The sequence below is a fragment of the Paenibacillus rhizoryzae genome (genome assembly GCF_059686995.1).
This window is the reverse complement of sequence record NZ_JCAALT010000005.1, coordinates 479,442-505,299: the sequence shown is the minus strand read 5'-3', so window position 1 is coordinate 505,299 and position 25,858 is coordinate 479,442. Positions and strand designations below refer to the sequence as shown.

Here is a 25,858-nt window from a genome sequence, read left to right as displayed (position 1 = left end):
CTCCGACTCCGAATGTACAAGGGTTCCGTGAAATTATACCAAACCGATAGGGGAAACGAAATAACCTCACTTCATTAGTTCAATAATTACTGAATTTATAATGATAAATAAGAAAATACGCAAATATTCAATGAAAATTAAATATTTTTTGAACAAATTGCGATTGATGAAGGCGCATGATATGAGTATAGTGGTAAAGAGGGGGACGACGACTTGAATCAATTGACAGCAGCAGGCGTCAGTTATCCGATTGATGCTATTTTATTTGATAAGGACGGAACGTTGATCGATTTTATCTTCACTTGGGGCAAATGGAGCGAGCATATGCTGGCCGCGTTCGCTAACCATCTCGAGGCTAACCGTTTGCCGCCGATGCAGCTCGATATCGCAACCTTGTGGGGGACGCGACATGCCTCGAACGGGGAGATCATCGACTACGATCGTAATGGTCCCCTTGCGATGGGCACGATTGATGATCTGGTTGCCGTGCTCGCTTGGCAAGGCTATCTTGCCGGCCTATCATGGGCGGAGGCGAAGCTTGCTGTGCAGCAATGCCGGCAGTTTGCGGATGAGCAGCTGAATGCGGCGCGAGCAGCTAAAGCGCTTCCCGGCGTGCTTCCATTCCTGGAGCAATGCCGCGAGAATGGGATTACACTTGCCGTCGTCACTGCAGATGAGACAGACGCAGCCGTGAGGCAATTGGAGTGGCTGGGGCTCACGTCTTATTTTGCAGCATGTATCGGTACGGATCAGGTGGAGCGGGGCAAGCCATTCCCGGATATGGTAGAGCTGGCCTGTTCGAGACTGTCGCTCTCTCCTTCGCGGGTAGCCGTCATCGGGGATACCAACGGGGATATGAAAATGGCCAAATTTGCCGGAGCGGCTGTTGCCATCGGCATTGCGGCTGACGCGAGTGACGATGCAGGGTCGAAGCTGCCCGATGCGGATGCCATTATCGTTTCTATGTCTGAATTGGCTCTGCATAAGCAGCCATGATGAAGGGTGAGAGCACCGTGGGATGGATACTACTGGCGATTGCCATCGCCTTCGAGCTAACCGGTACGATTTCGATGAAATTGTCCGCAAGCTTCACGAAGCTGATTCCTTCGATCATCATGTTTGTTTGTTATGCGGCAAGCTTTACGTTAATTAATTACGCGCTTGGTTATTTGCAGGTTAGCGTTGTATATGCGGTCTGGTCAGGCGTCGGAATCGTGCTGATTACGATAGCCGGGTATTTTATTTTCGACGAGAAATTGCCTCCGATCTCCTTCTTATGGATTGGTTTGATTCTTGTTGGTGTTATCGGCTTGCAGGTGAGTAGCAAGGGGCATTGAAACCGACTTAATAGGGGGATATTCGCATTCTATGGAAACGAAACGAAACCAAGAGCAGCTGGAGCGGCCTTTGCTCTCCTTCCAAGTCATTACGGATACGCATATTACCAATGATCCGTCGCATGAGCATAATCGTAATTTGGAGCGGGCACTTGCCGATATTGCGGTGAATGGTCAAGGAAGCTGCGGCATCATGCACGCTGGGGATTTGACGGATAACGGGCTTATAGAGGAGTATGAGGAATTTCATCGCATTTGGAATGCGAGCCGGGAGGCGCTCCCGAAGCTGTATGTGACGAGCGGCAATCATGATATTGGCGATGAATGGCGGCATCACATGGATCTGTTCACAGCGCTAACCGGCATGACCGGCATGTATCATGATCATTGGATCGACGGGTACCATTTTATCTTCCTCGGGACGGAAGAGGGGATTGGTCTGTACTGCACGTTGTCCGAGACGCAGCTTGCTTGGCTGGATACGAAGCTGGGAGAAGAGGCTTCGCCCGATAAGCCGGTGTTCGTATTCCTGCATCAGCCATTGAAGGATACTGTGGCAGGCTCGCTTGAAGCGCAGAACTGGTACGGCGTCACGCAGGATGCGGAGCTCAAAGCGGTGCTGGCGAAACACCGCCAAGCGATCCTATTCACCGGGCACACGCACTGGGAATTAGATGCGCCGCATACTTTCTTCGACGGAGGCGGGCAGCTGCCGGCGATGCTAAATGCCGCTTCAACTGCTTATCTGTGGACGGATGAGGATGAGCATAAGGATGGCAGCCAGGGCTATTATGTAGAAGTGCATCCCGACCGTGTACTCGTGATCGGAAGGGACTTCGAACGAGGCGAATGGGTGGCAGGCGCGCAATTTCAAGTGAATTATCCGGTCTCATCCTAGCTGCAGCAGGACACCTGAAGAGGTGTCCTATTTTATTGTTGTCATTCCGCCGCAGCGGATGTATTATTTTACCAGGTTAATTGGCGGGAGGGCGCTGCGAATGGCATTGTATAAGCAAAGCTTGCGTACCGAAATCAGAAAATCCATCTCGATCGGCTATCAGCTCTTTCTGCCATCGGCGTATGACGAGCAAGAGGAGAAGGACTGGCCGCTGATCGTGTTTCTTCATGGCATTAATCGTCGCGGCGACGACCTCAGCGCGCTTGACGGATACGGGCTGCCGGCGATTGCGGAGAGCCGCGGTATTTTCAAATTTGTCGTTGCGGCGCCGCAGTGCGGGACACACTCGTTCTGGCCGATCGAGCGAGATGGCGTCATGGCGATGATCGATCATCTCGTTGCGAGCTGCCGGATCGATGAGCGGCGCATTTATTTAACCGGGTTTAGCATGGGCGGCAACGGCGCATGGGACTTGGCGGCGCGTTATCCGGAGCGGTTCGCGGCAGTGGCGCCGCTCTCCGGCTGGTACCAGCCCGAGGCGGCAGCCTTGCTGAAGAACGTCCCGATCTGGGCGTTCCACGGCGAAGACGACGATGTTGTGCCGGTGAGCGGATCGCGCGATATGGTGCAGGCACTCCAAGCGATCGGCGGCAATATCGCCTTCACGAGCTACCCGGGGCTGAAGCATCCCATCATGAGCGAAACGTACCGGAGCACGGAGCTGTATCGGTGGTTTTTGCAGCATGAGCGTAGAGAGAACCCAGCCGAATGATGGCTGGGATCTTTTGCGTGCAAGGGTATAGTGGTTTGCAACTTTACGTGTAGGGCGGCCGTCTGTTGAGGTAAAGGGGGGAAGCTCGCTTGACTAGAACCCATATCATATTGATTGCGCTGATCGCGCTGGCGTCTTCATTCTACGGAGGATTCCTTGTCGGCTCGAATCAGAACGAGGCATCGGAGGGTTCGGTCCAAGAAGCAATCGCTTCAAGATGGATCAAGGACGCGAAACCTCCATTACCGAAGATTACGATCGACGGGGAAGCGATCCCTGTGAAGCTGAGCGCCTACTCGTGGTGCGGCTCATCCATAGGGGATTCGGCAACCTGCTCAAGTGTGGATGCATCCATTCCGCAAATAGAACCCGTCACGGTGAAAGGGGGTTCTCTGATTGAGCAAGTCCCACCGCCCGGGATTAAAGAGTTCACCTTGACCAATACAAACAAGGATTTCAGCGGCGGCGATTCCTATTACGTGCCCACCGCGAAAGGTGTGTACCTCTATAACATCCACTGCGAGTGGTTCCTGGACCAAGGGCAGGCGGAGTATTATTTTGCGGTTGAGGTGAAATAGATTGAAAAAGGCGGCCCGGGAGGGTCGCCTTTGTTGTGCGGACTGTTAGGATGGGAAGGATGCGCATGGTGCAGCTCCGGTCTACATATACCCGATTGAGAGGGGATTATCCGCTGCATCACAGCGATTCCTCAGCAGACTTTCACTCTAACGAACCACAGAGGGCTTATTTGAGCCAAAAGACTGCATTTGAAAATCTAACGAATCCTACAGGCCTTATTATGGGATGTACTGCCCTAAACTGCTCCAATTTCCCCAAATAAGGCCCCCACGGTTCGTTAGAATAAATTAGGGGCTTATTTCGCGGGAATAAGGCCTCTACGGTTCGTTAGAATTTTACCGAGGCACTTACATACAATCAATCAACAAAAAAGCTTTCTCAAACACCGCCTACAGCCAGCGGCACTTTGAGAAAGCCTATTTTCTATCCGACCATCCAATCGCGGCGCAGGGTGAACAAGTCCTTCAGTGCATCGGTCGACAGCTCGGTGATCCAGCCCTCGGAGCTTGTGATGACGTTGTCGCTCAGCTGCTGCTTGCTCTCCAGCATTTCGTCGATGCGTTCCTCCAGCGTGCCGAGCGAGATGAACTTATGCACCTGCACATCGCGCGTCTGGCCCATCCGGTACGCCCGGTCGGTGGCCTGGTTCTCCACGGCCGGGTTCCACCACCTGTCAAAATGGAAAACATGGTTCGCCGCCGTCAAATTCAGTCCGACGCCCCCGGCCTTAATGGACAACACGAACACATTCGGCTGTTCCGCAGCCGGCAGTGTCTGCGACTGGAACTGCTCGATCATCCGGTCGCGGCCCGTCTTGGACGTTCCGCCGTGCAGATAGAGCACCGACTCCTGCAATTCCTGCCCCAGCACCCGCTGCAGCATCTGCCCCATCCCGATATACTGCGTGAAAATCAAACAGCGCTCGCCTTCCTCGCGCAGCTCCCGCACCATCGCGAGCAATCGCTCCAGCTTAGCCGAACGGCCGATCAATGGTTCAGTCGCAAGCAAACCTTCCTCATCCGGCTCCGGAATCGGTTCCTTCGTGAGCAGCATCGGATGATCGCATAGCTGCTTGAGCTGCGTAAGCGCAGCGAGGATAGCGCCTTTGCGTTCAATTCCCTCCAGCGACTGCATCTTCTCCATCAGCTGATTAACCGTCTGATCATAGAGCGCGCCTTGCTCCGCGGTGAGATTAATGTAGGTTTTCATCTCGTTCTTATCCGGCAAATCCAGCTGAATCGCCGGGTCCTTCTTCTTGCGGCGAAGCATGAACGGCTTCACCAGCTTCTGCAAATCCTGCGTGCGTTCCTCATCGCGCGCCTTCTCGATGGCTTGGCTGAACTGTTCATTAAAGGAACGCGAGCTGCCGAGATACCCCGGATTGATAAAATCATAGATCGACCATAGCTCGGACAGTCGATTCTCAATCGGTGTACCGGTCAGCGCAATGCGGTGCCGGGCAGGGAAACTGCGAACGGCGACGGATTGTTTGGTCCCGGCATTCTTGATGTTCTGCGCCTCGTCCAGGCAGATGGCAGACCAGTGCAGGCTGCTGATCGTATCCTGATCCAGCGCGGCCGTAGCAAACGATGTCAGTACAAGATCCGCTTCCTTTGCCTCCGCGAGGAACGCCTCGCCGCTCTGCCGCTTGCTTCCGTAATGAAGCATGATGCGCAGCGATGGAGCGAAGCGCTTGAGCTCCTTCTGCCAGTTGCCAAGCACGGAAGTCGGACAGATAAGTAGAGAAGGCATCGTTCCAGCGCCACCGCTGCCACCATCGCTCAGCTCAGCCATTTCCTTCACATGCAGGAGGTAGGTGATGAACTGTACCGTTTTGCCAAGGCCCATATCGTCGGCGAGGCAAGCTCCAAGTCCGAAGCGGCGCAAGAAAGCGAGCCATGCAAAACCATCCCGCTGATAGCTGCGCAGCTCCGCCTGCAAGGTAGAAGGGACAGGGGCCGAAGGCCATTCCGTCTGCTGAATCAGCTGCGCCATGAGCTTCGTCAGATGCTCATTCAGTTCCACCTCAAGCTGAACACGGCCTGGATCTGCCTCTGCAGCACCGCCGTTATCCGTCGACCCGTCACCCGCACCGTCCGCACCATTCCCAAGCAAATGCAGCTGCATAATATCTTGAAAAGACAAGCCGCTGCTGCGATCCACGCTTGCCATCGCCTTGCGAATTTGCGCGAGAAGCACGGGATCAAGCGGCACCCAGCGTCCCCGGAAACGGACGAGCCGTTCGCCGCGGGCAACCAGCTCCGCGAATTCCTCTTCGGTCAAATCGGTGTCCCCGATCGCAATCCGCCAGTCAAAATCAACGAGCGAATCAAGGCCGAACAGCGAACCGCCGCCGCTCGATCGATCGCCGCCTGCGCCGGGGCGAACCTTTGCCCGCAGTCGCGGCTTCTTGCGGCTGGCTGCTTCCCACCAAGCGGGAAGCAGCACCTGCCAGCCCGCGGCGAGAAGCCGCTGGCTGCCTTCGGTCAAGAACTGCCATGCGGCATCATCGGTCAGCGGGCAGTTCAAGACATCGTCGTTGCCGCCGGCAAGCCGCTCTGCAGGCAAGCTTGCCTGCAGATGCGCCAGCCAAGCGGCCGAACGCTCGCGTACATGCGGTGACCACGAAGTCGGCCACGAGCCTAGCGCCGAGCCGTCTCTCGTCAGCCGCAGCGGAACGAGCAGCGAAGGCTCGCGCTTATCTTGCAGCACGAGCGCAAGCTGCCAATCTTCCTCGCCCTCTTCCGGCTCAAGCAGCTGGAGCAGCGGCCGAAACGGCGACGTATCCGCCTTCCAGCCGGAAGCGACAAGCCAGGCCTGTGCATCCATGCCGGTCACGGCCGATGCACGATCCTTCGCAAAGAGCAGCGGGAAGTCGCGGCGCAAGTCGGCCGCTGTTTCTTCCGAGCCATAATACTGCGCGAAGACAGCCGCCGAGAACGCGGCGCGCAAACCCGCGAAGAAAGCATCATCCCCGCTTTCTCGGCCATCACCTACATCGGCTTCGGCCAGCAAGCCATGATGCCGAAGCAGCCCAAGTGCCTCGGCATCCAGCTGCGCCTCGTCCCAAACCCACTGCAGCTTGCCGCGCCGGTAAGCCGCGAAGCTCGGCACATATTTCCGTTCCGCCAGACACGCGGCGAGAACAGGTGCCAGCGCCGCCAGCGTGGCCGCATCATTTTCCCAGTTCCACTCCATATGCTCCAGCAGTCGGCGCTCGCCAAAGAAAGGAATGACATGCTCCGAGGGGAGCACGACAAACTCCATGTCCTGGACCTTCTCGATCTCCAGCTCCGTTCCGTAGAAGGAGGGCGCATGCCATGCGAATAACCGGTGCTTCACATAGACGCCGGTCACGACGAAGCTCGGTACCGAGCCGTGAATAAGTGCATCGCCATGCGTAGTCAGGCTGACTTGAATCGAAACCGTCTCCGTGTACGTGCTCATGACAGCAGTCCTCCTTTCCGAAGCTCTTCTTGTAAGGCCCGAAGTCGGCTGTGGCGCGCACTAAAGGCGCTAATGAAGATGTCCCAGCGTTCGTCCTGCTTGGTTTTCTTATACAGCTTGTTCAGACGTTTCAACAGCTTCACGGCAGCCTTATAGCTGTCTCTATTCTTCAGCAGCACGTATCGCTCAACCGCTTGATGGTAGAAAGGAAGCAGCAGCTCGGGCGCTTCTTTCTCGATCGGCTTCAGGACGCCAACCTTGAATTCAAGCGGTTCTTTGCCCGAACTGATTTGATAATCCATCCACTGCTGCCATCTGCCGTAAGAGAGCAGCGCCTCTTCGTAGAGACTGCGTGAATAGGGAAGCATGGCGCCAAGTGTCGCCCACATCCGCGGCTCCGCATCTTCAACGTGCGTGAGCGCAGTCTCCCAATAGCCGCCATAGGAATTGAAGTCGTCGCTGCGGTAACGGCTAAGCATCGGACCGACCTGCTCCAGCCAGCTCACAAGCCTCGGCCATGCCTCGACCTGTACGAGCGCTTCTAATAAAGGATCCACTTGGCCCGGCTGCAGGGAAGCCCGTTTGCCTTCGGACTTCAGCAGCGCCCAAGCGTCCTCGTCTTGGTTCAGCTCGAAGTACATCAAGCATTGCGCCAGCATCCAAGGCACCCGCGACAGATGCTGCCCATGCACATCCTCAGCTTGCTGAAGCTCGCGCAATTCGTCTTGCACGAGCTCTGTGCTGCCATCCAAATTCGGCCGGATCCACTTCATCCAGAACACCTGATACAGCTTGGCAAAACAGTTTAAGCTGCGATCTTCCCTCAGCATATGCGTCCGCAAATACGCCAGCGTTTCCTTCACGCGCGGCCAATATTCAGACTCCGATGTAATCGGAAGCGGTTCGTCTATACAGCGAAGAGCAGCTTCAAGCAGCTCATCCATGGCAAGCTGGGTATGGTAGCCCATGAAATGGCCGGAATGGCGCCAGTCTTCTTGCGCCGGCTTTACCAGTTTCTCCAGCACAAACAAGTAAGCGTGCAGGTTAAACAGCTGCTCCAGCACCAGTGTAAGCACAGGCCTCATATTGTGGATGCCTGTGAGCATTTCCTTCGCTTCCTGCAGGAAGCGGGGGCTGTGGTTGAAAGGGCCGAGCGTCCTGCCGAACCGCGAATGCCATTCGGCGATGCTCAGCGCTGCGAGTTCATCCGCTCGGAGTGCTGCCGGGCGTTCTGCCGATGGAGCTTTTCCGCTGACTTTAGCGCCTTTAGCAGCGGCATTGGCACTCGCGGCCGCTGCTGAGCGCGCATTCACAATGGCAAGTACGGAACGCCCTTGCACGGCGGCGTAATAGAGCAAGACCGCGGCAATATGCGTGCAGCGGCCGGTTTTTAAAGGACAAGAGCAAACAGAGCTCGGAATATCGTCCAGCTGCAGCGTGACATCGAACATATCGGAGCCGTCTACCGCAGCCTCTACGATTGCGGTTTCAGGCATCGTGACCGTATGGACCCGATCCTGCTTATAATATTGAAAGCCTCGTTTGAGCGTGAGGTCGTCGAATTGCTTGCCTACCTGCGCGACCAGCTCGGTCCACGCGGCATCATCGATGGAAAAAGGGAGTTTCATCGTCATAATTGGCTTCTCCTGCCCATGAATTCATAAACTGCATTCTATTATATCAGGTTTCGATTCACACAAAGGCGAACAGAGACAACATTCCCGCAAAAGAAATTTTCACAGTCAAAAATCCGAACGATAATCAAAAATTCGCTCGAATAGTTCGCTTATAACCATCGAAAATCGCAATTTTTCATTGACAGCACTGCCTAAAACCATTAACCTAGTAAAGGATTTACCCAATTAAACATTAATCAATCGTTCGTATATCCTCAACAATATGGTTTGAGGGTTTCTACAAGGAGCCGAAGAATCCTAACTACGAGCATAGGGATACGTGTATCTATGACACTCCCTATGCTTGCAGGTTAGGTTTTTTTTATTTGGGGGAAGCTAGGTCAACAAGGTTTACAGGAGGCGCTGCAAGAGATGGACAAACTATTTAAACTGCAAGAACGTGGCACTACCGTGTCAACGGAGATCATGGCAGGGATCACAACCTTCCTAACCATGGTTTATATCGTCATCGTAAACCCGGGTATTCTGAGCGAAGCGGGCATGGATTTCCATGGCGTATTCATCGCAACGGTGCTCGCGAGTATCGTCGCAACTTTAATCATGGGACTAGGCGCGAACTATCCGATCGTCATTGCGCCGGGAATGGGGTTAAACGCTTATTTTGCCTTCACTGTTGTAGGAGGAAGCGGGATCTCATGGCAGGTTGCGCTTGGGGCTGTTTTTGTCGCGGGCATTCTGTTCGTGCTGCTGTCGCTCACTTCGTTCCGCTACGCGCTGCTGGATGCGATTCCAACAAGTCTGAAGCATGCCATCACGGCAGGGATCGGCTTGTTCATTACATTCATCGGCTTGCAAAATGCGAAGATCATCGTCGACTCCCCGGCAACGCTGCTGACACTGGGCGATCTCTCTGCGCCGATGACGCTGCTTACTATAGTAGGTCTTGTAATTTCTCTTATTCTAATGGCTTACCGCGTACGGGGTTTCCTATTTATAGGCATGATCATTACAGCTATTATTGCGTTGATAACCGGACAAATGCACTTCCCGGATGCGGTCGTTTCGATGCCGAGCGGACTTTCAGCAACAGCCTTCCAGCTGGACATTGGCAGCGTGTTCTCGAAAGGGCTCTACTCGGTCATTTTTACCTTCCTTCTGATCACGTTGTTTGATACGACTGGTACGATGCTGGGCGTGGCGGAGCAGGCCAATCTGCTAAAAGACAATAAATTCCCGCGTTCCCAAGGGGCACTGCTGGCTGATGCCGCCGGCACGACCGTCGGTGCGCTGCTTGGCACAAGTCCGACTTCGGCTTATATCGAGTCCAGTGCAGGCGTTGCGATCGGCGGCAGAACCGGGCTTACAGCCGTTGTCGTTAGTATCCTTCTTGCGGTTACCTTATTCTTCTCACCGATTGTATCCGTACTTGCCGGCATTCCGGCAATCACTGCGCCTGCGCTTATAATCGTTGGTTTCTTGATGCTGAATGTGCTGCGCAAAATCGAGTGGAATGACATCGAGGAAGCTTTCCCCGCATTCCTAATCGTCGTCCTTATGCCGTTAACGTACAGCATTGCAACGGGCATCGGCGTCGGTTTCATTGTGTATCCCGTTCTAAAGCTGGTACGCGGCAAAATCAAAGACGTCCACCCGATCTTCTATTTGTTCGCGGTATTGTTCTTCATCCAGCTCGCATTTTTCAATCATTAAAAAAAGTTTGAAAAGTATGAGTGAAACTTTTTTGGAATGTCCCCCTTACTCTAGAAAAGATCTAACATTTAGTTGCTATACTGACGTAGCAGCAAAGAAATGTAACCGCCACAGTGGATAGGAGTCAGTCAGCATGAATAGAGTCGTTGGATTGGGAGAATGGGTTTGTTCAGGCAACCAAGTAGAGACAATCACAACCTTCTCCCTGTCCACCTGTGTGGCGGTTACAGCTTACTGCCCGGTTAAGAAAGTAGCGGGCTTAATTCATATTGTGCTTCCGCATCCGCTCTCCGCGAAGGACGAGCTCAAACGGCCGGGCCATTTTGCCACAACCGGCGTACCCTTACTCATTCGCAAGATGGTGGAGCAGTTTGGTTGCCGCAAGCACAACCTGATTATCCAGCTATTTGGGGGCGCACAGCCGAAGAAACGGGATTACTTCCGAATCGGAAGCCGCAACTTGGAGCAAGTGCAGCTCATGCTGCAGCATTTGAATATAGAACCCATTAAGGCTGAAGTTGGCGGCCAGGTAAGTCGTACGCTAAGGATGAGCGTGAAGACAGGCGAGATTAAACTTTCCATTTTACCGCTCAGTTCGTAAGAAGAGTACACAATCAGCGACAAGACACCTAGAGGAAATTCACCATTGTTGTCGAATGATGACTGATAAACCGATCAAGCAGGTGCGCAGACATGACGACTTGGGCAAGTACAACTACAATTATAGGTACAATTACGGCGGCTCTCTTGTGGGGCCGCTTCTATTACGTCCGGATGCACAGAGCGGGGGCGCAGTTCAAGGCGCTTCAATTGGAGTATGCAACGCTGCTAAGAGAGCAGTGTGGCATTACGTTTAAGATTAAGAAGGTAGACGGCCAATATCGCTACACGATGGCTGACGGTCAACTGTTCTATAGGCTCGGGCTGACGCAGGCGGACATCGGCAAGACCATGGAAGAGATCATGCCGAAGAATATGCATGCTTACATTAGGAGCGTGTACGATCGAGCATGGGCAGGGGAACAGTTTCAATATGAATCCGAACTAAAGGGTTACACTTACCTGAACAGCGTCATGCCGATTAGGGAAAACGGCGTAACGATGGAGGTGATCGTCGTTGGCAGCGACATTACCGAGCGGAAGAAAGCGGAGAAAGACATGCAAGAGAGCGAAGATCGTTATCGTTGCCTAGTGGAATTGTCGCCGGATGCGATTATGGTCATCGCGGACGGTAAGCTTGTATTGGCCAATCAGAAGGCGGTTCAATTTCTGGGAGACGGCAGTCTGGAGCAGTTAATGGAGCGTCCGCTTCGAAGTATGGTGCATCCGGATTATTTGACGAGAGCTAGGAAACATGTCGAGCAAGTGCTTGAGAGCAGGGATGTCCTGCGGCCTTTCGAGAGCGTTTATTTGCGCGTCGATGGACAGTCGATCCATGTGGAAGTGACCGCATCTTGGATGCAATATAACGGAGAGTCTGCTATTATGGTTATTTTTCGAGACATTACGCAGCGTAAGCTTGCCGAACAGCAAATGCAGGAAACGAATCAGCTGCTTTCTCAATTAGCCAATGTCGACGGATTGACGGGCATTGCCAATCGCCGACATTTTGACGACCTGTTCGACAAAGAATGGGAGCTGGCTGTTCACGGGGCGCTTCCGCTGTCGGTTATCCTTTGCGACATCGACTATTTTAAAGCGTATAATGATAGCTACGGGCATCAAAATGGGGATACCTGCTTGCGGCAAGTGGCTGGCGTGCTAAGCGGCTTACCCCTGCCGAACGGCGGTTTCGTCGCGCGGTACGGCGGTGAGGAGTTTATTGCACTGCTTCCGGAGACGAACCTCGAAGATGCGGCGGAGTTTGGCAGCATGCTGGGTCGCCAGATCATGAAGCTGGCTATTCCTCACCGTGCTTCGCGCGTCAGCAGCTCGGTTACAATTAGTGTAGGTGTGGCAGCCTTAACGCCGACGGCCTTGATCGACAGAGATATGCTCGTTCGCCATGCGGACACGGCGCTCTACGAGGCCAAGCAGCAGGGGCGGAATCAAGTGAAGGTCTACGGCAGTGAATCTTTGGTTAAAGAAGGTGCGTAGGTGGCGAAGCAGAAGTTTTATGTCGTTTGGGTAGGAAGAAAACCCGGCGTATACAGCAATTGGAGCGAGTGTCAGGCGCAAACGAGCGGATTTGATGATGCTAAATTCAAGTCGTACGAAACAAAGGCTGCAGCCGAAGAAGCCTATCAAGGCGGATGGAAGAAGCACTGGGGACAGGGCAGCGGCAGCGCCGGAAGCAGTTCCGGGCAGAGCTTCAAACGCAAGAGCGCCGCAGCGGATGCGGGCAGCGAAGAGATTGATTATAACAGCATCTCGGTTGACGTAGGAACAAACGGAAATCCCGGACCTGTGGAGTATAAAGGTGTGGATACGCAAACAGGCGAAGTGATCTTTGCCGTTGGCCCGATATCCAAAGGCACGAATAACCTCGGAGAGTTTCTTGCCATTGTACATGGACTAGCTTATTTAAAGAAGCTTGGCAGCAATAAGACGGTGTACAGCGATTCGATGAATGCGCTCAAATGGGTGAGGCAGAAAGAAGTATCCTCTACCCTTGTCAGGGATGCGTCTACGGCGGAGATTTGGGGCATGGTAGACCGCGCCGTCAAGTGGCTGCAAACCAATACGTATTCCAATAAAGTGGTCAAGTGGCAGACGAAGCAGTGGGGCGAAATCAAAGCGGATTACGGGCGCAAATAAGCGTCCGTAGTAGTCCGCAGCATACTGGAAGATGAACGGAGTAAGCAAATGGCTTTTCAAGAGATTACCGAACAAGAATGGCTGGGACAACCTAAAGCGGAGCATGAACGGGAAGCGATCTACTTTTTCACGCCGCTCTGCGGAACATGCAAGCTGGGGCTGCGTATGCTCGAAATCGTAGAAGCGGCCGGCAGCACAACGCCGATTCGTACGATGAATATCAATTTCTCGCCAACCCTGCGAGACGGATGGCGGATCTCCAGCGTGCCTTGCCTCGTACTTCTGGAGGGCGGAGAGCCTGTCCGTTTCGAATATGCGATGAGGTCGGTCGATGATCTGTATCGCCTGCTAAAGTAACGTTCCTTTCAAGCTGAAAGGAACGTTTTTTTGTTTTTTTTGAAGAATAAATAGAAATCTAACAGTTACTAAATAACTTTACTAACGACTGTGTGGTACATTAGTATCAGATTAGTCCAAAAGCACGATTTTTAGGGCGATTTGTCGAAAAACCGCTTCATTACATAGATAAAGAAGCTGAATTAGGAGGCGGAGTTTGTGAAGGCGAATTTCAAGCCCTTTGTATTTATATTATTATGCTCTACCTTGCTTGTCGCCGGAATCAGCTTCTTCTCCTATTCCCAATCCAAGTCGATTCTGAAAGAGAAGATGACGCTCTCCACGCAGCAGATGGTGATGCAGTCTGTCGATAAGCTGAACCTCACGTTACGGAATTACGAGGATCTGACTTATAACTTTATTACGGATAGCGTGATCTTAAGCAATTTGGCCGATTACAGCAGCGCGAGCAGCGGGCAGTTGGATCGCTATACCGCCGCGAATGCCATCAAAACAACCATTGCGGTCCGTTTCTTCAGTAAAGGCGAAATTACGGCCGTCCACCTCTTGCCTCAGGATTCTCAACTAAAAGCAATTACGACAACCCCCCCTGATGTACCTAGTATCGACTACACACATACGAATTGGTATAAACAAGCTTTGAGCGGAGGCAGAATCGTATGGCATGAAACGAAGAGTAAGGGCTACTTGTCCGGTTTGTCGTCGTTTGCCATCAGCCGCAGTATGACGCTGGGCTCCGGACAACGCTATCTGCTCCTGGTCGAAATTAGTACTCGAGTGCTGAATGATACCTTGTCGGAGAGACAGCTGGGCGACAGCGGTGAAATTGTGCTGCTGGGTGGAAGTAATCGCCTGCTAAGCGCAGCCCGCGGTGCCAGTGAAGGAGACGTTTATGCCATTCCCGAGCTGAATTGGACCAATATCGACAAGGATGCTTCTTTGTCTTCCATCGATACCGCTACGATCAAGGTGGACGGTACGCAGCAGCTGATTGTGGCAGGCAAGCTGTCCACCGCCGGCTGGAGGGTGGAGGCGGTGATTCCGGTCTCGGAGCTGGTGAAGGATACGCGTAAAATTCGCAATACTACGCTCGCAAGTGTGCTAACCATCGCGATCGTGACGTATCTGCTCAACTATTTGTACCAACGCAGGCGTAGTGAAGCCAAAATCCGCTATATGGCCTATCACGACCATTTGACGGACTTGGCTAACCGCAAGCTGTTTAATGAACTCTTGGAGAAGGAGATCGGTGTCGCTAAGCAGTATGGACAACGTTTTGCCGTATTGTTTATCGATCTGGATCGACTCAAGATCATTAACGATACGTTCGGACATGGTGCGGGTGACAAGCTGCTCATCGATATTTCGGAGAAGCTGAAGCGGCAGCTCGATAAGTCATTCACCATTGCGCGATTTGGCGGAGATGAGTTTCTCGTATTGATGCCCCAGATTGGCGAATACGACGAGGTTGAAACCGTTATTTATGAAATTGCGGCACTCATCCAGCAGCCAATCTATTATCAGGACAAAGAATTGTTTGTTTCCGCCAGTATCGGCGTCAGTATCTATCCGCAGCACGGTGAGGACGGACAGTCGCTGATCAAGAATGCCGATATGGCCATGTACAGCGTTAAGGAAAGCGGTCGGAGCAGCCACCGGTTCTACGATGCAGCGATGGAGAAGAAATCGTATGGCAATCTGTCGCTGGAACGGGATTTGCGCAAGGCATTGGAGCGGGAGCAGCTGCTGCTGATGTATCAGCCGCAATATGAGCTTGCAACCGGACGAATCGCCGGCGTCGAGGCGCTTGTCAGGTGGAAGCATCATGAGCATGGGCTCATCTCGCCGGCTGAATTTATCCCGATTGCCGAGGATTCCCGACTCATCATTCCGATCGGGGAATGGATTCTATATACCGCCTGCAAGCAGAATAAGGCTTGGCAGGATGCCGGATTACCTGCGGTACAGGTTTCCGTCAACTTATCCATCCATCAATTCCAAAACAACAGCATTATTGAAACCGTGTCGGGTGTGTTGCAGCAAACAGGCCTTGAACCGCAGTATCTGGAGCTTGAAATTACGGAATCCATCGCGATGCAGGATGTCGAGAAGGTCATTCTTACGTTGCAAGGCCTATCGGAGCTGGGCGTCAAAATATCGATCGATGATTTTGGAACCGGATATTCCTCGCTCAGTTACTTGAAGAACTTTCCCATCCATCGTCTCAAGGTGGACAAGTCTTTCTTGGACGACATGATTGAGAACCCGAAGGAACGGGCGATTGTCGGAGCCATTATCGTTATGTCGCACAGCTTGAATTTGAGCGTGACTGCCGAAGGCGTCGAGACGATGGAGCAAGTGAAGCTGCTAAGTGAATTGAATTGCGACGATGTTCAGGGTTATATATTCAGCCGCCCTCTCTTGCCGGAGGACTGCGCGCATCGCCTAGTCGAAAATGTCAGTTATGCAGGCAGGAGGCCATAGCTATGGGAGTTCATCCTACTAGAAAGCTGCGTCCGTTTGTTTACGCATTGATGATGTTGACTGTAACCACAGGCTGCAGCGCCAAGAACCATTCGGATTCGGAAGATGCCAGTCTCATGAGCGAACAGGTGCAGGCGAATGCTCCGATAGAGAAGGTTACCCTTAAGATGATGGAGAGTTTGACGAACCCTCAGCGAACGAGCATTTTGAAAGAGCAGATTGACGAATTCGAGGCAGAGAATCCGATGATTCACGTGGAGTTGATCTCACCTCCGTTTGACCAAGCGGATGAGACGATTCGGACGATGCTGGCTGCTAAACAAGATCTCGATGTTATCGAGGTACGGGATGTTAATATTGCCGATTATGTGAGTAAACAGTACATAGATCCACTGGATACGTATACAGCGAAGTGGAAGGATTTCTCGACCGTTGCGGAGATTCCGCTGAATGTTGGCAGTGTGAAGGGACAGCTTTATTTTCTGGCCAATGGCCTGTACGAACGGCAGCTTTATTATCGCAAGGATTGGTTCGCCAGCCAGGGACTGACTCCGCCGACAACATGGCAGGAGCTGTACGAGACGGCCGTTAAGCTGACCGATCCCGCGAAGAATCGCTACGGCTTCTCCTTCCGCGGCGCGAAGGGAGCCAATTCGATCTTTGATACGATGATCCGGACGTACAATGGCGATCAGATGAACCTTGATGACGGCGCCTTCCGCACGGACGGCACGAGTGCATATTCGTCGCCTGAAGCGGAGCAGGCACTGTCGTTGTTCGCGCTGCTTTATAAGAACGCCTCGCCGGAGGAGTCCTTGTATTCGGGTTTTGAAGAGCAGGTCAATGCGTTCACCTCGGGTCAGACGGCCATGCTGCTCCAGGATTCGGATGTCATTCAGACGCTCCAGGCAAAAATGCCGCATGGTACCTGGGCTACCGCTCCGATGCCCGCAGGTCCGAACGGGAAAGCGTTAATTACAGTCGGAGCGGCAGGCTGGGGAATTCCCACGCAATCGCTGCATAAGGAAGAGGCATGGAAGCTCATCGCATACCTATCGAGCCCGGAGAAGAACATCTCCTTTGGCAAACGGTATGGACTGGTGCCGATACATACGACTGCTGCGTCAGATCCCTTTTTTATAACCGGTCCCTATAAGCCGTTGATTGAGATGACCAATAACCCGGATAAGTATATGTATTATCGACTGCCGATTCAGTATCCAAGCTACTTGGAATGGGAGAAGCGTTCGACCAAAGCGGAGCAGCAGATGCTCCTCGGGGAAGCAACGGTGAAGGATACATTGGCGGCATGGAATGCCTTTTGGAAAGAACAGCAGAAGCTCATGCAGCATTAACGAGAAGCAGGTCCAGCCATTTGGCGGACTTGCTTTTTTTGTAAAAAAACGTTGACAGTTTGTCCCAGTCGGGAGTAGCATAGGTGCCATGTTACAAAAGTAAACCGTTTTCATTCTATCGTGGGGAGTGTACAGCGTGTATAACTTTAATGGCTTGGATATGGGGATTGGAAACCTAGCAAGACTGTCGAATGCCAAAACAAGATCGATCAGCCCGGAGAACTTTACGGGTGAGCCGGGTAAGGGCGGCATGGCCGCTGAAGGTACAGGTGCAAACTGCGCGCGTGACTTGGGTGTAGGCTGGAAGGTATCGCCGTCGGTCCAAATTGCAGCTGGAGAAACGCTTACGATGGGTGAAATTGCCGGACCCGGCGCGATTCAACATATTTGGCTTACCTGTCATCCCGGTTCATGGCGCAACTTGATCTTCCGCATTTATTGGGACAATGAAGAAACGCCTTCCGTGGAAGTGCCGGTCGGCGATTTCTTCTGTAATGGCTGGCAAGAGCGCTGCAATGTGAATTCCTTCCCGGTTGCGGTTAACCCGGCCGGCGGAATGAACAGCTACTGGCAAATGCCTTTCCGCGGTTCGGCACGCCTTACGATGGAGAATACGTCAACAAGCGAGAATGCCGTACTGTACTATCAAATCGACTACACCCTTACGGAAGTGCCGGAGGATATGGCGTATTTCCATGCTCAGTGGAGAAGAAGCAATCCGGTCGCTTACAAGGATGTCCATACCCTAATTGACGGCGTTAAAGGTAAAGGCCATTACGTCGGCACTTACCTCGCTTGGCAGGTCAACAATACCGGCTGGTGGGGCGAAGGCGAAATCAAGTTCTTCATGGACGGGGACAGCGAGTTCCCGACGATCTGTGGAACAGGCACGGAGGATTATTTCGGCGGCGCATGGAACTGGGAGCATCCGCAGGGGCAATACGGGGTTTACTCCACGCCGTTCCTCGGTATGCACCAAGTGATTAAGCCGGATGGCCTGTATCGCAGCCAACAACGTTTCGGGATGTATCGCTGGCATGTACAGGATCCGATCCGCTTCGAATCCGAGCTGCGCGTCACGATTCAAGATCTGGGCTGGCGTTCCGGCGGCCGCTACCTGCCTCAGCAAAGCGATATCGCTTCGACTACCTTCTGGTATCAAGCAGAACCGCATGCGCCATTCCCAGCCTTGCCGGGTAATGACGAGCGGGAAGTTATCTAATTCGTGTTTATGGATGGAAGCCGGCTCAAGATGAGTCGGCTTCTTTTCTGTGCTATGATAATCTCAACCCAATCATTGGAAAAGCAGGTGCCAACCTATGCCTTCTCGTAAGTTCGCCGGTTTATGGAAATGGATCGCAGTAACAGCCGTATATGCGGTCTTAATGGCTGTATATGCCTGGTTTACGTCACCGAATAACGTACCGGCTGCCTATGTCGGAACCGCCGGCGATCCGGCGACATTCTTCAGCGCGGAACAATTGAAAGACAGCGCAGTGTTGAACGCGATGCGCAATTGGATTTTCTTCATCAGCGGACCATGGGAATGGCTGATTTACCTGTTTCTGCTCTTCGGCGGTCTGGCTCGTTATTGGCGGGATGCATTGGAACGCCGGGGGCTTCCGCTTATTATTCGTTTTCCGTTGTTCGTGCTGCTAGTAGATGCGGCCTCGTTCCTGCTGTATTTGCCGCTTCGTGTGTTTGGCTATAGCTTGTCGAAGTCGTATGGCATTACGACGCAGCCGGTGCCGGGCTGGATTCGGGATAAGCTGGTTGCCTTCGGTGTAGGGTATGTGACGCTGCTGGCTGTTTCTGCGGTTGCGTTCTGGATTCTCTCTCGCAAGGGCAGATGGTGGTTGAAACTGTGGCTGATTTCCGTGCCGTTCACGCTGTTTATGATGTACGTGCAGCCGGTCGTCATTGATCCGCTGTACAATCATTTTACGGAGCTGTCTAATCCGCAGCTGGAGAAACGTATTCTGGAGCTCGCCGCCAAGGCTGATATCCCCGCTGATCGTGTGTACGAAGCGGATATGTCTACCAAGACGAATGCGATTAACGCTTATGTGACAGGGATCGGCTCTTCACTGCGAATCGTACTTTGGGATACGACGCTTAAACAGCTGACAGAGCAGGAGATTCTGCTCATTATGGCGCATGAGATGGGGCACTATGTGATGCACCACTTAGAGTGGAGCGCACTGGGTGCTGTTGGTTCCTCGCTTGTGGTTATAGTTGCCGGGGGCTGGATCTATACATGGAGTATCCGCCGCTACGGGGAGCGCTTCGGCATTCGCAGCCGCTCCGATATGACGGCATTGCCCCTCCTGCTGCTTATTATCGCGGTGCTGTCCTTCGCATCGCTGCCGGTCAGCAATTACGTTTCGCGCGGCGCGGAATCCGCAGCTGATGCGTATGCGATGGATTTGCTCGGTAGTGCGGAAGGGTCTATCTCGATGCAGCAGAAGACGGCAGTTATTACGCTGAGCGATTTGAACCCGCCGCTGCTCGTGCGCTGGTTCCGGGATACGCATCCAAGCGACCTGGAGCGCATTGCGGCGGCCATGAAATTCGAACGTGAGCATAAAGGGGAAGGCACGCATGAGTAATGCTTCTGCAAAAGGAGAGGTCTCGCTCTATTTGCTCAGCGGTCTGGCGACTGCTCCGCAATTCATGGAGAGCTTTCGCGCTGCGCTGCATGCTATACTGACTCGGGAAGGTTACGAGGTTGTTGCGTCACAGCTGCTCTTCCCTTATGGAGACTGGAGCCGGAACGTTATCCCGCAGCTCTGGGAAATCGGGCGCGATATGCGGCTTAGCCCTCGGAGGGCTTCGCGCTCTATCGGCGGGAGGCGAGCCGTCGCGGACATTCAGGCCGGCCGACTTCGCCGCGGGCAGCATGGAGGCCGGACGATTCTGATCGGCCACAGCGGCGGTGGCGTAGCAGCCGTGCAAGCGGCGAAGCTTCTGCATGAGCAAGAGGGCGGGGCACCTAGCCCGGTTGTGATGATTGGCTCGCCGAGATGCCGCATAGCGCAAGAGCTGCGGCAGTCGGTGCTGTTTGTTCATGCCACCGGGGAGTCGGACTCGGCTAGCGATCGAGCGGTTGACATGATAAGCCGGCTGGGTACATTCGGCGGCTGGGCTCGGGGGCGGCGCGGCATCCTGCCTGTATGGCAGCCGGATAAGCATGGGCCCGCCGGAGCTTGCGGCGTACCGATTATTGGCAAACATGCGGATTACTTTCGAGAGCATGCCCCGTATACGAATCGGATGGGCTTGTCGAACCAGTGGCTGACGCTGCAGGCGGTATGGGGCTGGCTTAGCGGGATTATCTAGAACTAAGTAGAACTAAGTCTTGCTGTTCGCTTGTAATTTTGCTATTTTGCATAATATACAAACTAATCATGGTGACACAAAGACTGGGAGGAACTGGGCAAAATGCTTATTGGAGCGGTTGAAGCCGGCGGCACGAAGTTTGTTTGTGGGATCGGTAATGAGAAAGGCGAAATTCTGGATCGGGTGAGCTTCCCGACCGAGCAGCCGGAGAAGACGCTGGCGAACGTAATCGCGTATTTCCGCGAGAAAGAAGTAGAAGCCATCGGAATCGGCTCGTTCGGTCCGATTAACATTGATCCAGCTAGCCCGCTATACGGGTATGTAACGACAACACCAAAGCCGGGCTGGGGCAATTACCCGTTTCTGCCGGAGCTTCGCAAAGTGTTCGATGTTCCATTTGGCTGGGATACCGATGTAAACGCAGCAGCGCTGGGTGAAGCGACTTGGGGTGCGGCTGCGGGACTGGACAGCTGCCTCTATTACACGATCGGAACCGGTGTCGGTGTCGGCGTATATGCGGAAGGCAAGCTTGTTCATGGTTTGGTTCATCCGGAAGGCGGACATGTGCTCACGCGTCGTCATCCTGAGGATACATATGAAGGCTTCTGCCCGTATCACGGCGATTGCCTGGAAGGCATGGCCGCAGGCCCGGCACTTGAAGGCAGATGGAAAGTGAAAGGCAGCGAGCTTGGGGCGGATCATCCGGCATGGGCGATGGAGGCTTTCTACATCGGACAAGCCGTGTCGAGCGCGGTTCTGCTGATGTCCCCGAAGCGTATTATTCTAGGCGGCGGCGTGATGCATCAAGAGCATCTCTTCCCGATGATCCGCGAAGAGGTTCGCAAGAACCTGAACGGTTATGTCAGCGCGGAAGCATTGCTTGGCGGCATCGACGAGTACATCGTGCCACCGGGTCTTGGCGACAACGCCGGCTTGAGCGGTGCATTGGCACTCGGTTTGCGTGCGCTAGGCGCGAAATAAGTTTGATATCATGAAACTGCCCCAAAAATCGACTAGTCGACTTTTGGGGCAGTTTTTGATTTATTGGGGACTTGGTTAGATCAAATGTTGCAGGGCATGCAGCATTTCATCCATCCAGTCGGTAAACACGCCCAAATGCTGCTCAATTAGCAACATTTCAGTGCAGATTGACACTCAGGAGGCTGCATGGGGCGGATATGTTGTAAATAAAGCAACATTTCCTATGGGAGATCTCTATTCTCCAACAAATGTTGCAGGACATGCAGCATTTCATCCAGACTCTTACGGTACGGCAGCTCGCGCGATGCGAGAAAGCTTCTGCTACAAAACTCGGCTACTCGCTCAGCGAGCGCACATAGCGCAGCGCTGTGCCCGATAGCTCTTCCCACCGATCCGCGTGGTCAGGCGGGACCTGGATCCAGCCCCTCATCGCTTTGCCGGGGGACGGTTCGAATGTCCCTGCGCCTTCTAGAGATGCGGCGCCATTGTCCGCAGGCAGCTTGAAGACCATGTTGCCACGGTGGAACATGGCAAAGGCTTTCTTGTTGATTTTCAAACATTTTGCACCGAACATGCTGCCCTTTACGACTTCATCGCTCACGACCAGCTGATCGCCGATTTCGTTATAGATTTGCTCATACTGCGACATATGCGTTCCTCCTACTCCTCGCGAACAAGCGGCTTACTGCTGAAATTACGCACTTCAATCGTAAGCTGCGACGGTGCCGTTATGCGGTAACGAAGCTCTCCGTCTTCGATGCGCCATTCCAGTTCAACAAGCCCCTCCGGTGTCGGCAGCTTCCCGCTGCACCATTGCAGCTCCGTGTCCGTGAAAGCGATCGACAGCTTATGCTGCGACAGATCGAGCGACTCGATGCCAAGCGCATCGCGGTACAGACTGCGCGCAACATGGGAGGCAAAACCGTGGTTGCAGCTCGCAGTCGTCCGATTATGCTCCCAGAGCGTTCCGGTTTGCCCGGCCATGCGGCCGAAGAACGCTTTGATTTCCTCCAGCAGCTGCGCGGACGCACCTAATTGCGACAACAGCTCCATTCGTAAATAGTAGCCGATAAACGCATTTGCAGGGTGGATCTCGCTGATATCGGCAATTGTTGGCTCGTCCGCGCCGCGGCTCGGGCTGAAATCATGAACAAGGCTCGCGAACCACTGGCGCTGTTCATCGGCATCCGCAATCCCGAAGAATGCAGCGTAGTATTGGCACACTTCGGTGCGGTTGTCGGTCATTTCGATTTCTCCGTCCGCATTCTCTATCGCCTGATCCACGAAGAACTCCCCATCGAATGAGAATTCTCGGATGATCTGCTTGAGTGCAGCGCCTTGCGCTAGATAGCCTTCGTTATTGTAGAGCCGTCCCGCTGCTTCCAGCGCCCCTGCGTAAAGCATATTGGAAGGGAAGTTAATGCCGCTAACAAAGCTGTTCGCCTTCGACCATTCGATAAACACCCAGCTCTCCAAATTCTCAAGCAGCCCAAACTCATTATGGAAGCCTTCAAAATAACGCAGCAGCGCATCCACTCGCGGCTGCAAGGAACGGATTAGCGTCTCATCCCCGCCGCGGAAACGGAATTCTTCCAGCTGGATAATGAACCACAGCGACCAGTTGGGGATGAACTCGCCGTTGCAATGATCCGCGGGATAACACATAGGCAGCATGCCCTCCGGCAGAGGAGCGAAATGCTCCGGCAGCGCGAAGTTTTCGAGAAAATTGTGTTCAATGATGGAGTGACCGGTTAAATCGGCTTCCACACGGGCGGTGAAGAAGCTGTCGCACAACCAGCCTGCTCGTTCGCGTGATGGGCAGTCCATGAAAATATCTACGGCATTCTGGCGGAACGACTCCCGCGCAGCTTCAAAGATCTTGCCTAGCGCCTCATCAGAGCTGCTGAACTCGGCACGATCCGTATCGGGATTTGCGTATTCTCGCAAGGAGCAGGCAGAGAGGAGACAATCACCCTCCAGAACGATGATTTTCATATATTTCAGCGTATAGGGCTCTATCGATTCGAAGGTATAGGCGCCGGGCTCGCAAGTCAGATGGATGACGTTAGAACATTCCAGCCGAAGATGATCGACATCGCCATTTGAGAGAATCTCATCGAATGTAACCGCAATGCGCGAAGCGCGCGTACAAGAGAACTGAATGCCGATAAATCCGGATAGATTGCGGTCAAAAGCCAGTATCGACGCGTCATGTGTGCCAAACTCAATCGGCAAGTGGCTGCCTTCATACGCAACTGCTGCCGTCTCGCTCCGCCAGCTCGTCACGAGCTCTCCCAGCTCATCCGTAGGCAGCAGCGCAAGCTCGCTGATCTCGAAGCCTTTGAACAAGGGGCCAATTCCGGTTAACGCGCGATCCCGCCAAGGGGCAGTTGCATCAGCACCTGTATCTGAGCGTCTCGCGACAGTACCGGAGGCAACGATTGCAGCCGGAGCTTTCACCGCGAAGTCCGGATAACTTACCCGCCGCGGCAGGAGCCGTTTCTCTTCAACCGCATCCCAAGCTGCAGGAGGAGCGGGGTGCGAATCCACATTCGTACGCCATTCATGGACATGCGCATCCATTTGATAGGCCTCCATAAAAGCACGCTGGAAGCTGTACCGCTGCACCTTCTGCACACGCTCCGGCAGCACGAACACGTCGAAGCCTCGCGCCGGATCGCCTGTCGCCGCGGCGACAACGCCATTAATCTCAACCTCTGCCTGGATAAAAGAAGGCTGATCAAGCGTATAGAAGCTGTTCACATTGTAGCCGGCCACTTCAACGGCGACGATGTTCAAGCCTTCCTGTACAACATTCGGGGAGAGCTCCCACTCATCCACGCGGTAATAGCCATGAGGTCCTGCCGCCGGACCGTGTCCGCAGAAATGACCATTCACATAGACACGATAACGGGAGGAAGCCGTGACTCTAACAATTCGGCGTTCAGTTTCACGAGCAGTCCCTTGAAACTGAGCTCTGAAGCCGCCGGTACAATTCATTTCCTGCTCTAGCCCTTCCGGCCAAATGGGCCGTGCATATTGAAACATATGAAATCCTACCTCCCGGGATGGTTTATCTTCTGATTCGCGCCGCCGCAGCTGGACCTAATAATGAGCTCCGAGGGGATGACGATATTCTGAGCACTGCGTTCTTTCTTGCGGGTGAGCATTTTATAGAGGAGTCTCGCGCCTTCCTTGCCGATCTCGTAGAGATCTGTTGTCACCGATGAAATGCCGTATTTCTCAGCAAGCTCCGAGTTTTCGAAGCTGATGAGCGCCAGATCATGCGGGATGGAGATGCGGTGCTCCTTTGCATACTCGCATACACCCACAGCCTGAACATCCCGCCCGGATACGATGGCAGTCGGCGGCTCCTTTAAGCTAAGAAAAGCAGCCGCAGCGCCGTAGCCGCTTCTTTCATGATCGTCACCGATAAACAGATACTCCTCGCGGTACCGAATGCCCGCCTCTTCAAGCGCATCGCGGTAGCCTTCGAGCCGGTCCTCGCACACGAGAAATTCGAGCGGCCCCGGGCTGATGAAGGCAATGCGTGTATGCCCGAGCGCAAGCAGATGCTGCACATTGCGGTAGGCGATATCGTAATTATCGACGTCGACGGAGTTGACCTGGTTCTTCAGTCCGTTGCTGCCAATGATGACGACGGGAAAATGATGCTCGAGCAGCTCTTCAATGACAGAGGAATCGTGACTCGGCAAGCAGATCAGCACGCCGTCCATGGCTCGCTCGCGCATCAGCTTGATGAGCTTAGGCGTCTTGGCTTTATGGCCAAGGTTATCCCAGGAGATAAGCAGATTGTAATCCTTGTGATCCAGAATCTCGCCGATGCCCTGCAGCAGGTGGGGAAACACGCTGTTGCCTGAAAAAGAGAAGAAATGAGAAGCGGGATGAGGCGTAAATAAACAGATATTGTTCGTTTTGCGTGTAACAAGGCCGCGGGCAGCAGAGTTTGGCTGATAGTTCAGCCGTTTAATGACCTCGAAGATGCGCTCCTTCGTTTCGGGCGCGACAGGAGCGGTGCCGTTAAAGGCGAAAGAAACCGTGGAAATCGATACGCCGGCTTCGCGCGCAATATCTTTGATCGTGACGCTGCGGTCTGATTTTTTCATCGCTCGGCCCTCTAAAAACGTTTTATAGGGGTAACGTAGCACACCGATTTAAGAGCGTCAATAAATGGAATTTGTTAA

General features: G+C 53.5%; 21 protein-coding genes and 1 riboswitch. Of the genes, 16 read left to right on the top strand and 5 right to left on the bottom strand.

Annotated elements, in window-relative coordinates; genetic code table 11:
* Positions 1 to 213 precede the first annotated feature (213 nt).
* The 5 genes from AC6ESO_RS17660 (at position 214) to AC6ESO_RS17640 (ending at position 3,585) form a co-directional block, all read left to right on the top strand.
* Positions 214 to 996 (top strand): HAD family hydrolase, encoded by a 783-nt coding sequence (locus tag AC6ESO_RS17660; protein WP_497092497.1) that lies wholly within the window; start codon positions 214 to 216, stop codon positions 994 to 996.
* Positions 996 to 1,337 carry an SMR family transporter gene (locus AC6ESO_RS17655; RefSeq protein WP_494821496.1) on the top strand — a complete coding sequence of 114 codons (342 nt, stop codon included), beginning with the start codon at positions 996 to 998 and terminating at the stop codon, positions 1,335 to 1,337. Before AC6ESO_RS17660 ends, AC6ESO_RS17655 begins: the two co-directional genes overlap by 1 nt.
* Positions 1,338 to 1,368: 31 nt before the next feature.
* Complete coding sequence (locus tag AC6ESO_RS17650; protein WP_497092496.1) at positions 1,369 to 2,235, top strand: metallophosphoesterase family protein; 867 nt, start codon at positions 1,369 to 1,371, stop codon at positions 2,233 to 2,235.
* 100 nt (positions 2,236 to 2,335) lie between these two features.
* Positions 2,336 to 3,007 carry a carboxylesterase family protein gene (locus AC6ESO_RS17645; RefSeq protein ID WP_497092495.1) on the top strand — a complete coding sequence of 224 codons (672 nt, stop codon included), beginning with the start codon at positions 2,336 to 2,338 and terminating at the stop codon, positions 3,005 to 3,007.
* A gap of 89 nt (positions 3,008 to 3,096) precedes the next feature.
* Positions 3,097 to 3,585, top strand: coding sequence for a hypothetical protein (locus AC6ESO_RS17640; protein WP_497092494.1), 489 nt, complete (start codon positions 3,097 to 3,099; stop codon positions 3,583 to 3,585).
* A gap of 424 nt (positions 3,586 to 4,009) precedes the next feature.
* Here AC6ESO_RS17640 and AC6ESO_RS17635 read toward each other — a convergent pair whose 3' ends face one another.
* Both AC6ESO_RS17635 and AC6ESO_RS17630 read right to left on the bottom strand, forming a co-directional pair.
* A complete protein-coding gene (locus tag AC6ESO_RS17635; RefSeq protein ID WP_497092493.1) occupies positions 4,010 to 7,033 on the bottom strand; it encodes a DEAD/DEAH box helicase in 3,024 nt (1,007 codons plus the stop codon).
* A complete protein-coding gene (locus tag AC6ESO_RS17630; RefSeq protein WP_497092492.1) occupies positions 7,030 to 8,667 on the bottom strand; it encodes an SWIM zinc finger family protein in 1,638 nt (545 codons plus the stop codon). Before AC6ESO_RS17630 ends, AC6ESO_RS17635 begins: the two co-directional genes overlap by 4 nt.
* A 227-nt stretch (positions 8,668 to 8,894) precedes the next feature.
* A riboswitch (purine riboswitch) is annotated at positions 8,895 to 8,994 on the top strand.
* 87 nt (positions 8,995 to 9,081) lie between these two features.
* Between AC6ESO_RS17630 and AC6ESO_RS17625 the strand changes: the two genes are divergently transcribed.
* The 11 genes from AC6ESO_RS17625 to AC6ESO_RS17575 all read left to right on the top strand — a co-directional run bounded on the left by AC6ESO_RS17625 (position 9,082) and on the right by AC6ESO_RS17575 (position 21,653).
* Positions 9,082 to 10,380, top strand: coding sequence for an NCS2 family permease (locus AC6ESO_RS17625; protein WP_497092491.1), 1,299 nt, complete (start codon positions 9,082 to 9,084; stop codon positions 10,378 to 10,380).
* 133 nt (positions 10,381 to 10,513) lie between these two features.
* Entirely contained in the window at positions 10,514 to 10,981 is a 468-nt protein-coding gene (locus tag AC6ESO_RS17620) for a chemotaxis protein CheD (protein ID WP_497092490.1), read from the top strand.
* Positions 10,982 to 11,073: 92 nt separating this feature from the next.
* The gene (locus tag AC6ESO_RS17615) at positions 11,074 to 12,477 is read left to right on the top strand and encodes a GGDEF domain-containing protein (RefSeq protein ID WP_497092489.1); all 1,404 of its coding nucleotides are present in this window, start codon (positions 11,074 to 11,076) and stop codon (positions 12,475 to 12,477) included.
* Positions 12,478 to 13,137: a ribonuclease H gene (rnhA, locus tag AC6ESO_RS17610; protein ID WP_497092488.1), complete on the top strand. Its 660-nt coding sequence runs from the start codon at positions 12,478 to 12,480 to the stop codon at positions 13,135 to 13,137.
* Between the two features lie 48 nt (positions 13,138 to 13,185).
* Entirely contained in the window at positions 13,186 to 13,494 is a 309-nt protein-coding gene (locus tag AC6ESO_RS17605; RefSeq protein ID WP_494821388.1) for a thioredoxin domain-containing protein, read from the top strand.
* Between the two features lie 198 nt (positions 13,495 to 13,692).
* Positions 13,693 to 15,978, top strand: coding sequence for a putative bifunctional diguanylate cyclase/phosphodiesterase (locus tag AC6ESO_RS17600; RefSeq protein ID WP_497092487.1), 2,286 nt, complete (start codon positions 13,693 to 13,695; stop codon positions 15,976 to 15,978).
* A 2-nt stretch (positions 15,979 to 15,980) separates the two neighbouring features.
* On the top strand, positions 15,981 to 17,333 hold the full coding sequence (locus tag AC6ESO_RS17595; RefSeq protein WP_497092486.1) for an ABC transporter substrate-binding protein: 1,353 nt from the start codon (positions 15,981 to 15,983) through the stop codon (positions 17,331 to 17,333).
* Between the two features lie 136 nt (positions 17,334 to 17,469).
* Complete coding sequence (locus AC6ESO_RS17590; protein WP_494821385.1) at positions 17,470 to 18,555, top strand: DUF2961 domain-containing protein; 1,086 nt, start codon at positions 17,470 to 17,472, stop codon at positions 18,553 to 18,555.
* A 97-nt stretch (positions 18,556 to 18,652) separates the two neighbouring features.
* Positions 18,653 to 19,942, top strand: coding sequence for a M48 family metallopeptidase (locus tag AC6ESO_RS17585; RefSeq protein WP_497092485.1), 1,290 nt, complete (start codon positions 18,653 to 18,655; stop codon positions 19,940 to 19,942).
* Complete coding sequence (locus AC6ESO_RS17580; protein ID WP_497092484.1) at positions 19,935 to 20,672, top strand: alpha/beta hydrolase family protein; 738 nt, start codon at positions 19,935 to 19,937, stop codon at positions 20,670 to 20,672. The genes AC6ESO_RS17585 and AC6ESO_RS17580 overlap by 8 nt, the downstream gene beginning before the upstream one ends.
* A gap of 102 nt (positions 20,673 to 20,774) precedes the next feature.
* Entirely contained in the window at positions 20,775 to 21,653 is an 879-nt protein-coding gene (locus AC6ESO_RS17575) for an ROK family protein (protein ID WP_497092483.1), read from the top strand.
* Between the two features lie 334 nt (positions 21,654 to 21,987).
* Here AC6ESO_RS17575 and AC6ESO_RS17570 read toward each other — a convergent pair whose 3' ends face one another.
* From AC6ESO_RS17570 to AC6ESO_RS17560, 3 genes are read right to left on the bottom strand one after another with little or no spacing between them, the layout of a single operon-like run.
* Positions 21,988 to 22,302 (bottom strand): hypothetical protein, encoded by a 315-nt coding sequence (locus AC6ESO_RS17570; RefSeq protein ID WP_497092482.1) that lies wholly within the window; start codon positions 22,300 to 22,302, stop codon positions 21,988 to 21,990.
* Positions 22,303 to 22,313: 11 nt separating this feature from the next.
* Positions 22,314 to 24,701 carry an alpha-L-rhamnosidase-related protein gene (locus AC6ESO_RS17565; protein ID WP_497092481.1) on the bottom strand — a complete coding sequence of 796 codons (2,388 nt, stop codon included), beginning with the start codon at positions 24,699 to 24,701 and terminating at the stop codon, positions 22,314 to 22,316.
* An 8-nt stretch (positions 24,702 to 24,709) separates the two neighbouring features.
* Positions 24,710 to 25,780 (bottom strand): LacI family DNA-binding transcriptional regulator, encoded by a 1,071-nt coding sequence (locus AC6ESO_RS17560; RefSeq protein WP_497092480.1) that lies wholly within the window; start codon positions 25,778 to 25,780, stop codon positions 24,710 to 24,712.
* Positions 25,781 to 25,858: the final 78 nt, after the last annotated feature.

Bases quoted from the DNA above. Each gene is read 5' to 3' on its own strand.
- AC6ESO_RS17655 (WP_494821496.1), top strand. From the start codon at position 996: ATGAAGGGTGAGAGCACCGTGGGATGGATACTACTGGCGATTGCCATC.
- AC6ESO_RS17650 (WP_497092496.1), top strand. From the start codon at position 1,369: ATGGAAACGAAACGAAACCAAGAGCAGCTGGAGCGGCCTTTGCTCTCC.
- AC6ESO_RS17645 (WP_497092495.1), top strand. From the start codon at position 2,336: ATGGCATTGTATAAGCAAAGCTTGCGTACCGAAATCAGAAAATCCATC.
- AC6ESO_RS17635 (WP_497092493.1), bottom strand. From the start codon at position 7,033: ATGAGCACGTACACGGAGACGGTTTCGATTCAAGTCAGCCTGACTACG.
- AC6ESO_RS17630 (WP_497092492.1), bottom strand. From the start codon at position 8,667: ATGACGATGAAACTCCCTTTTTCCATCGATGATGCCGCGTGGACCGAG.
- AC6ESO_RS17625 (WP_497092491.1), top strand. From the start codon at position 9,082: ATGGACAAACTATTTAAACTGCAAGAACGTGGCACTACCGTGTCAACG.
- AC6ESO_RS17620 (WP_497092490.1), top strand. From the start codon at position 10,514: ATGAATAGAGTCGTTGGATTGGGAGAATGGGTTTGTTCAGGCAACCAA.
- AC6ESO_RS17615 (WP_497092489.1), top strand. From the start codon at position 11,074: ATGACGACTTGGGCAAGTACAACTACAATTATAGGTACAATTACGGCG.
- AC6ESO_RS17605 (WP_494821388.1), top strand. From the start codon at position 13,186: ATGGCTTTTCAAGAGATTACCGAACAAGAATGGCTGGGACAACCTAAA.
- AC6ESO_RS17595 (WP_497092486.1), top strand. From the start codon at position 15,981: ATGGGAGTTCATCCTACTAGAAAGCTGCGTCCGTTTGTTTACGCATTG.
- AC6ESO_RS17585 (WP_497092485.1), top strand. From the start codon at position 18,653: ATGCCTTCTCGTAAGTTCGCCGGTTTATGGAAATGGATCGCAGTAACA.
- AC6ESO_RS17580 (WP_497092484.1), top strand. From the start codon at position 19,935: ATGAGTAATGCTTCTGCAAAAGGAGAGGTCTCGCTCTATTTGCTCAGC.
- AC6ESO_RS17575 (WP_497092483.1), top strand. From the start codon at position 20,775: ATGCTTATTGGAGCGGTTGAAGCCGGCGGCACGAAGTTTGTTTGTGGG.
- AC6ESO_RS17570 (WP_497092482.1), bottom strand. From the start codon at position 22,302: ATGTCGCAGTATGAGCAAATCTATAACGAAATCGGCGATCAGCTGGTC.
- AC6ESO_RS17565 (WP_497092481.1), bottom strand. From the start codon at position 24,701: ATGTTTCAATATGCACGGCCCATTTGGCCGGAAGGGCTAGAGCAGGAA.
- AC6ESO_RS17560 (WP_497092480.1), bottom strand. From the start codon at position 25,780: ATGAAAAAATCAGACCGCAGCGTCACGATCAAAGATATTGCGCGCGAA.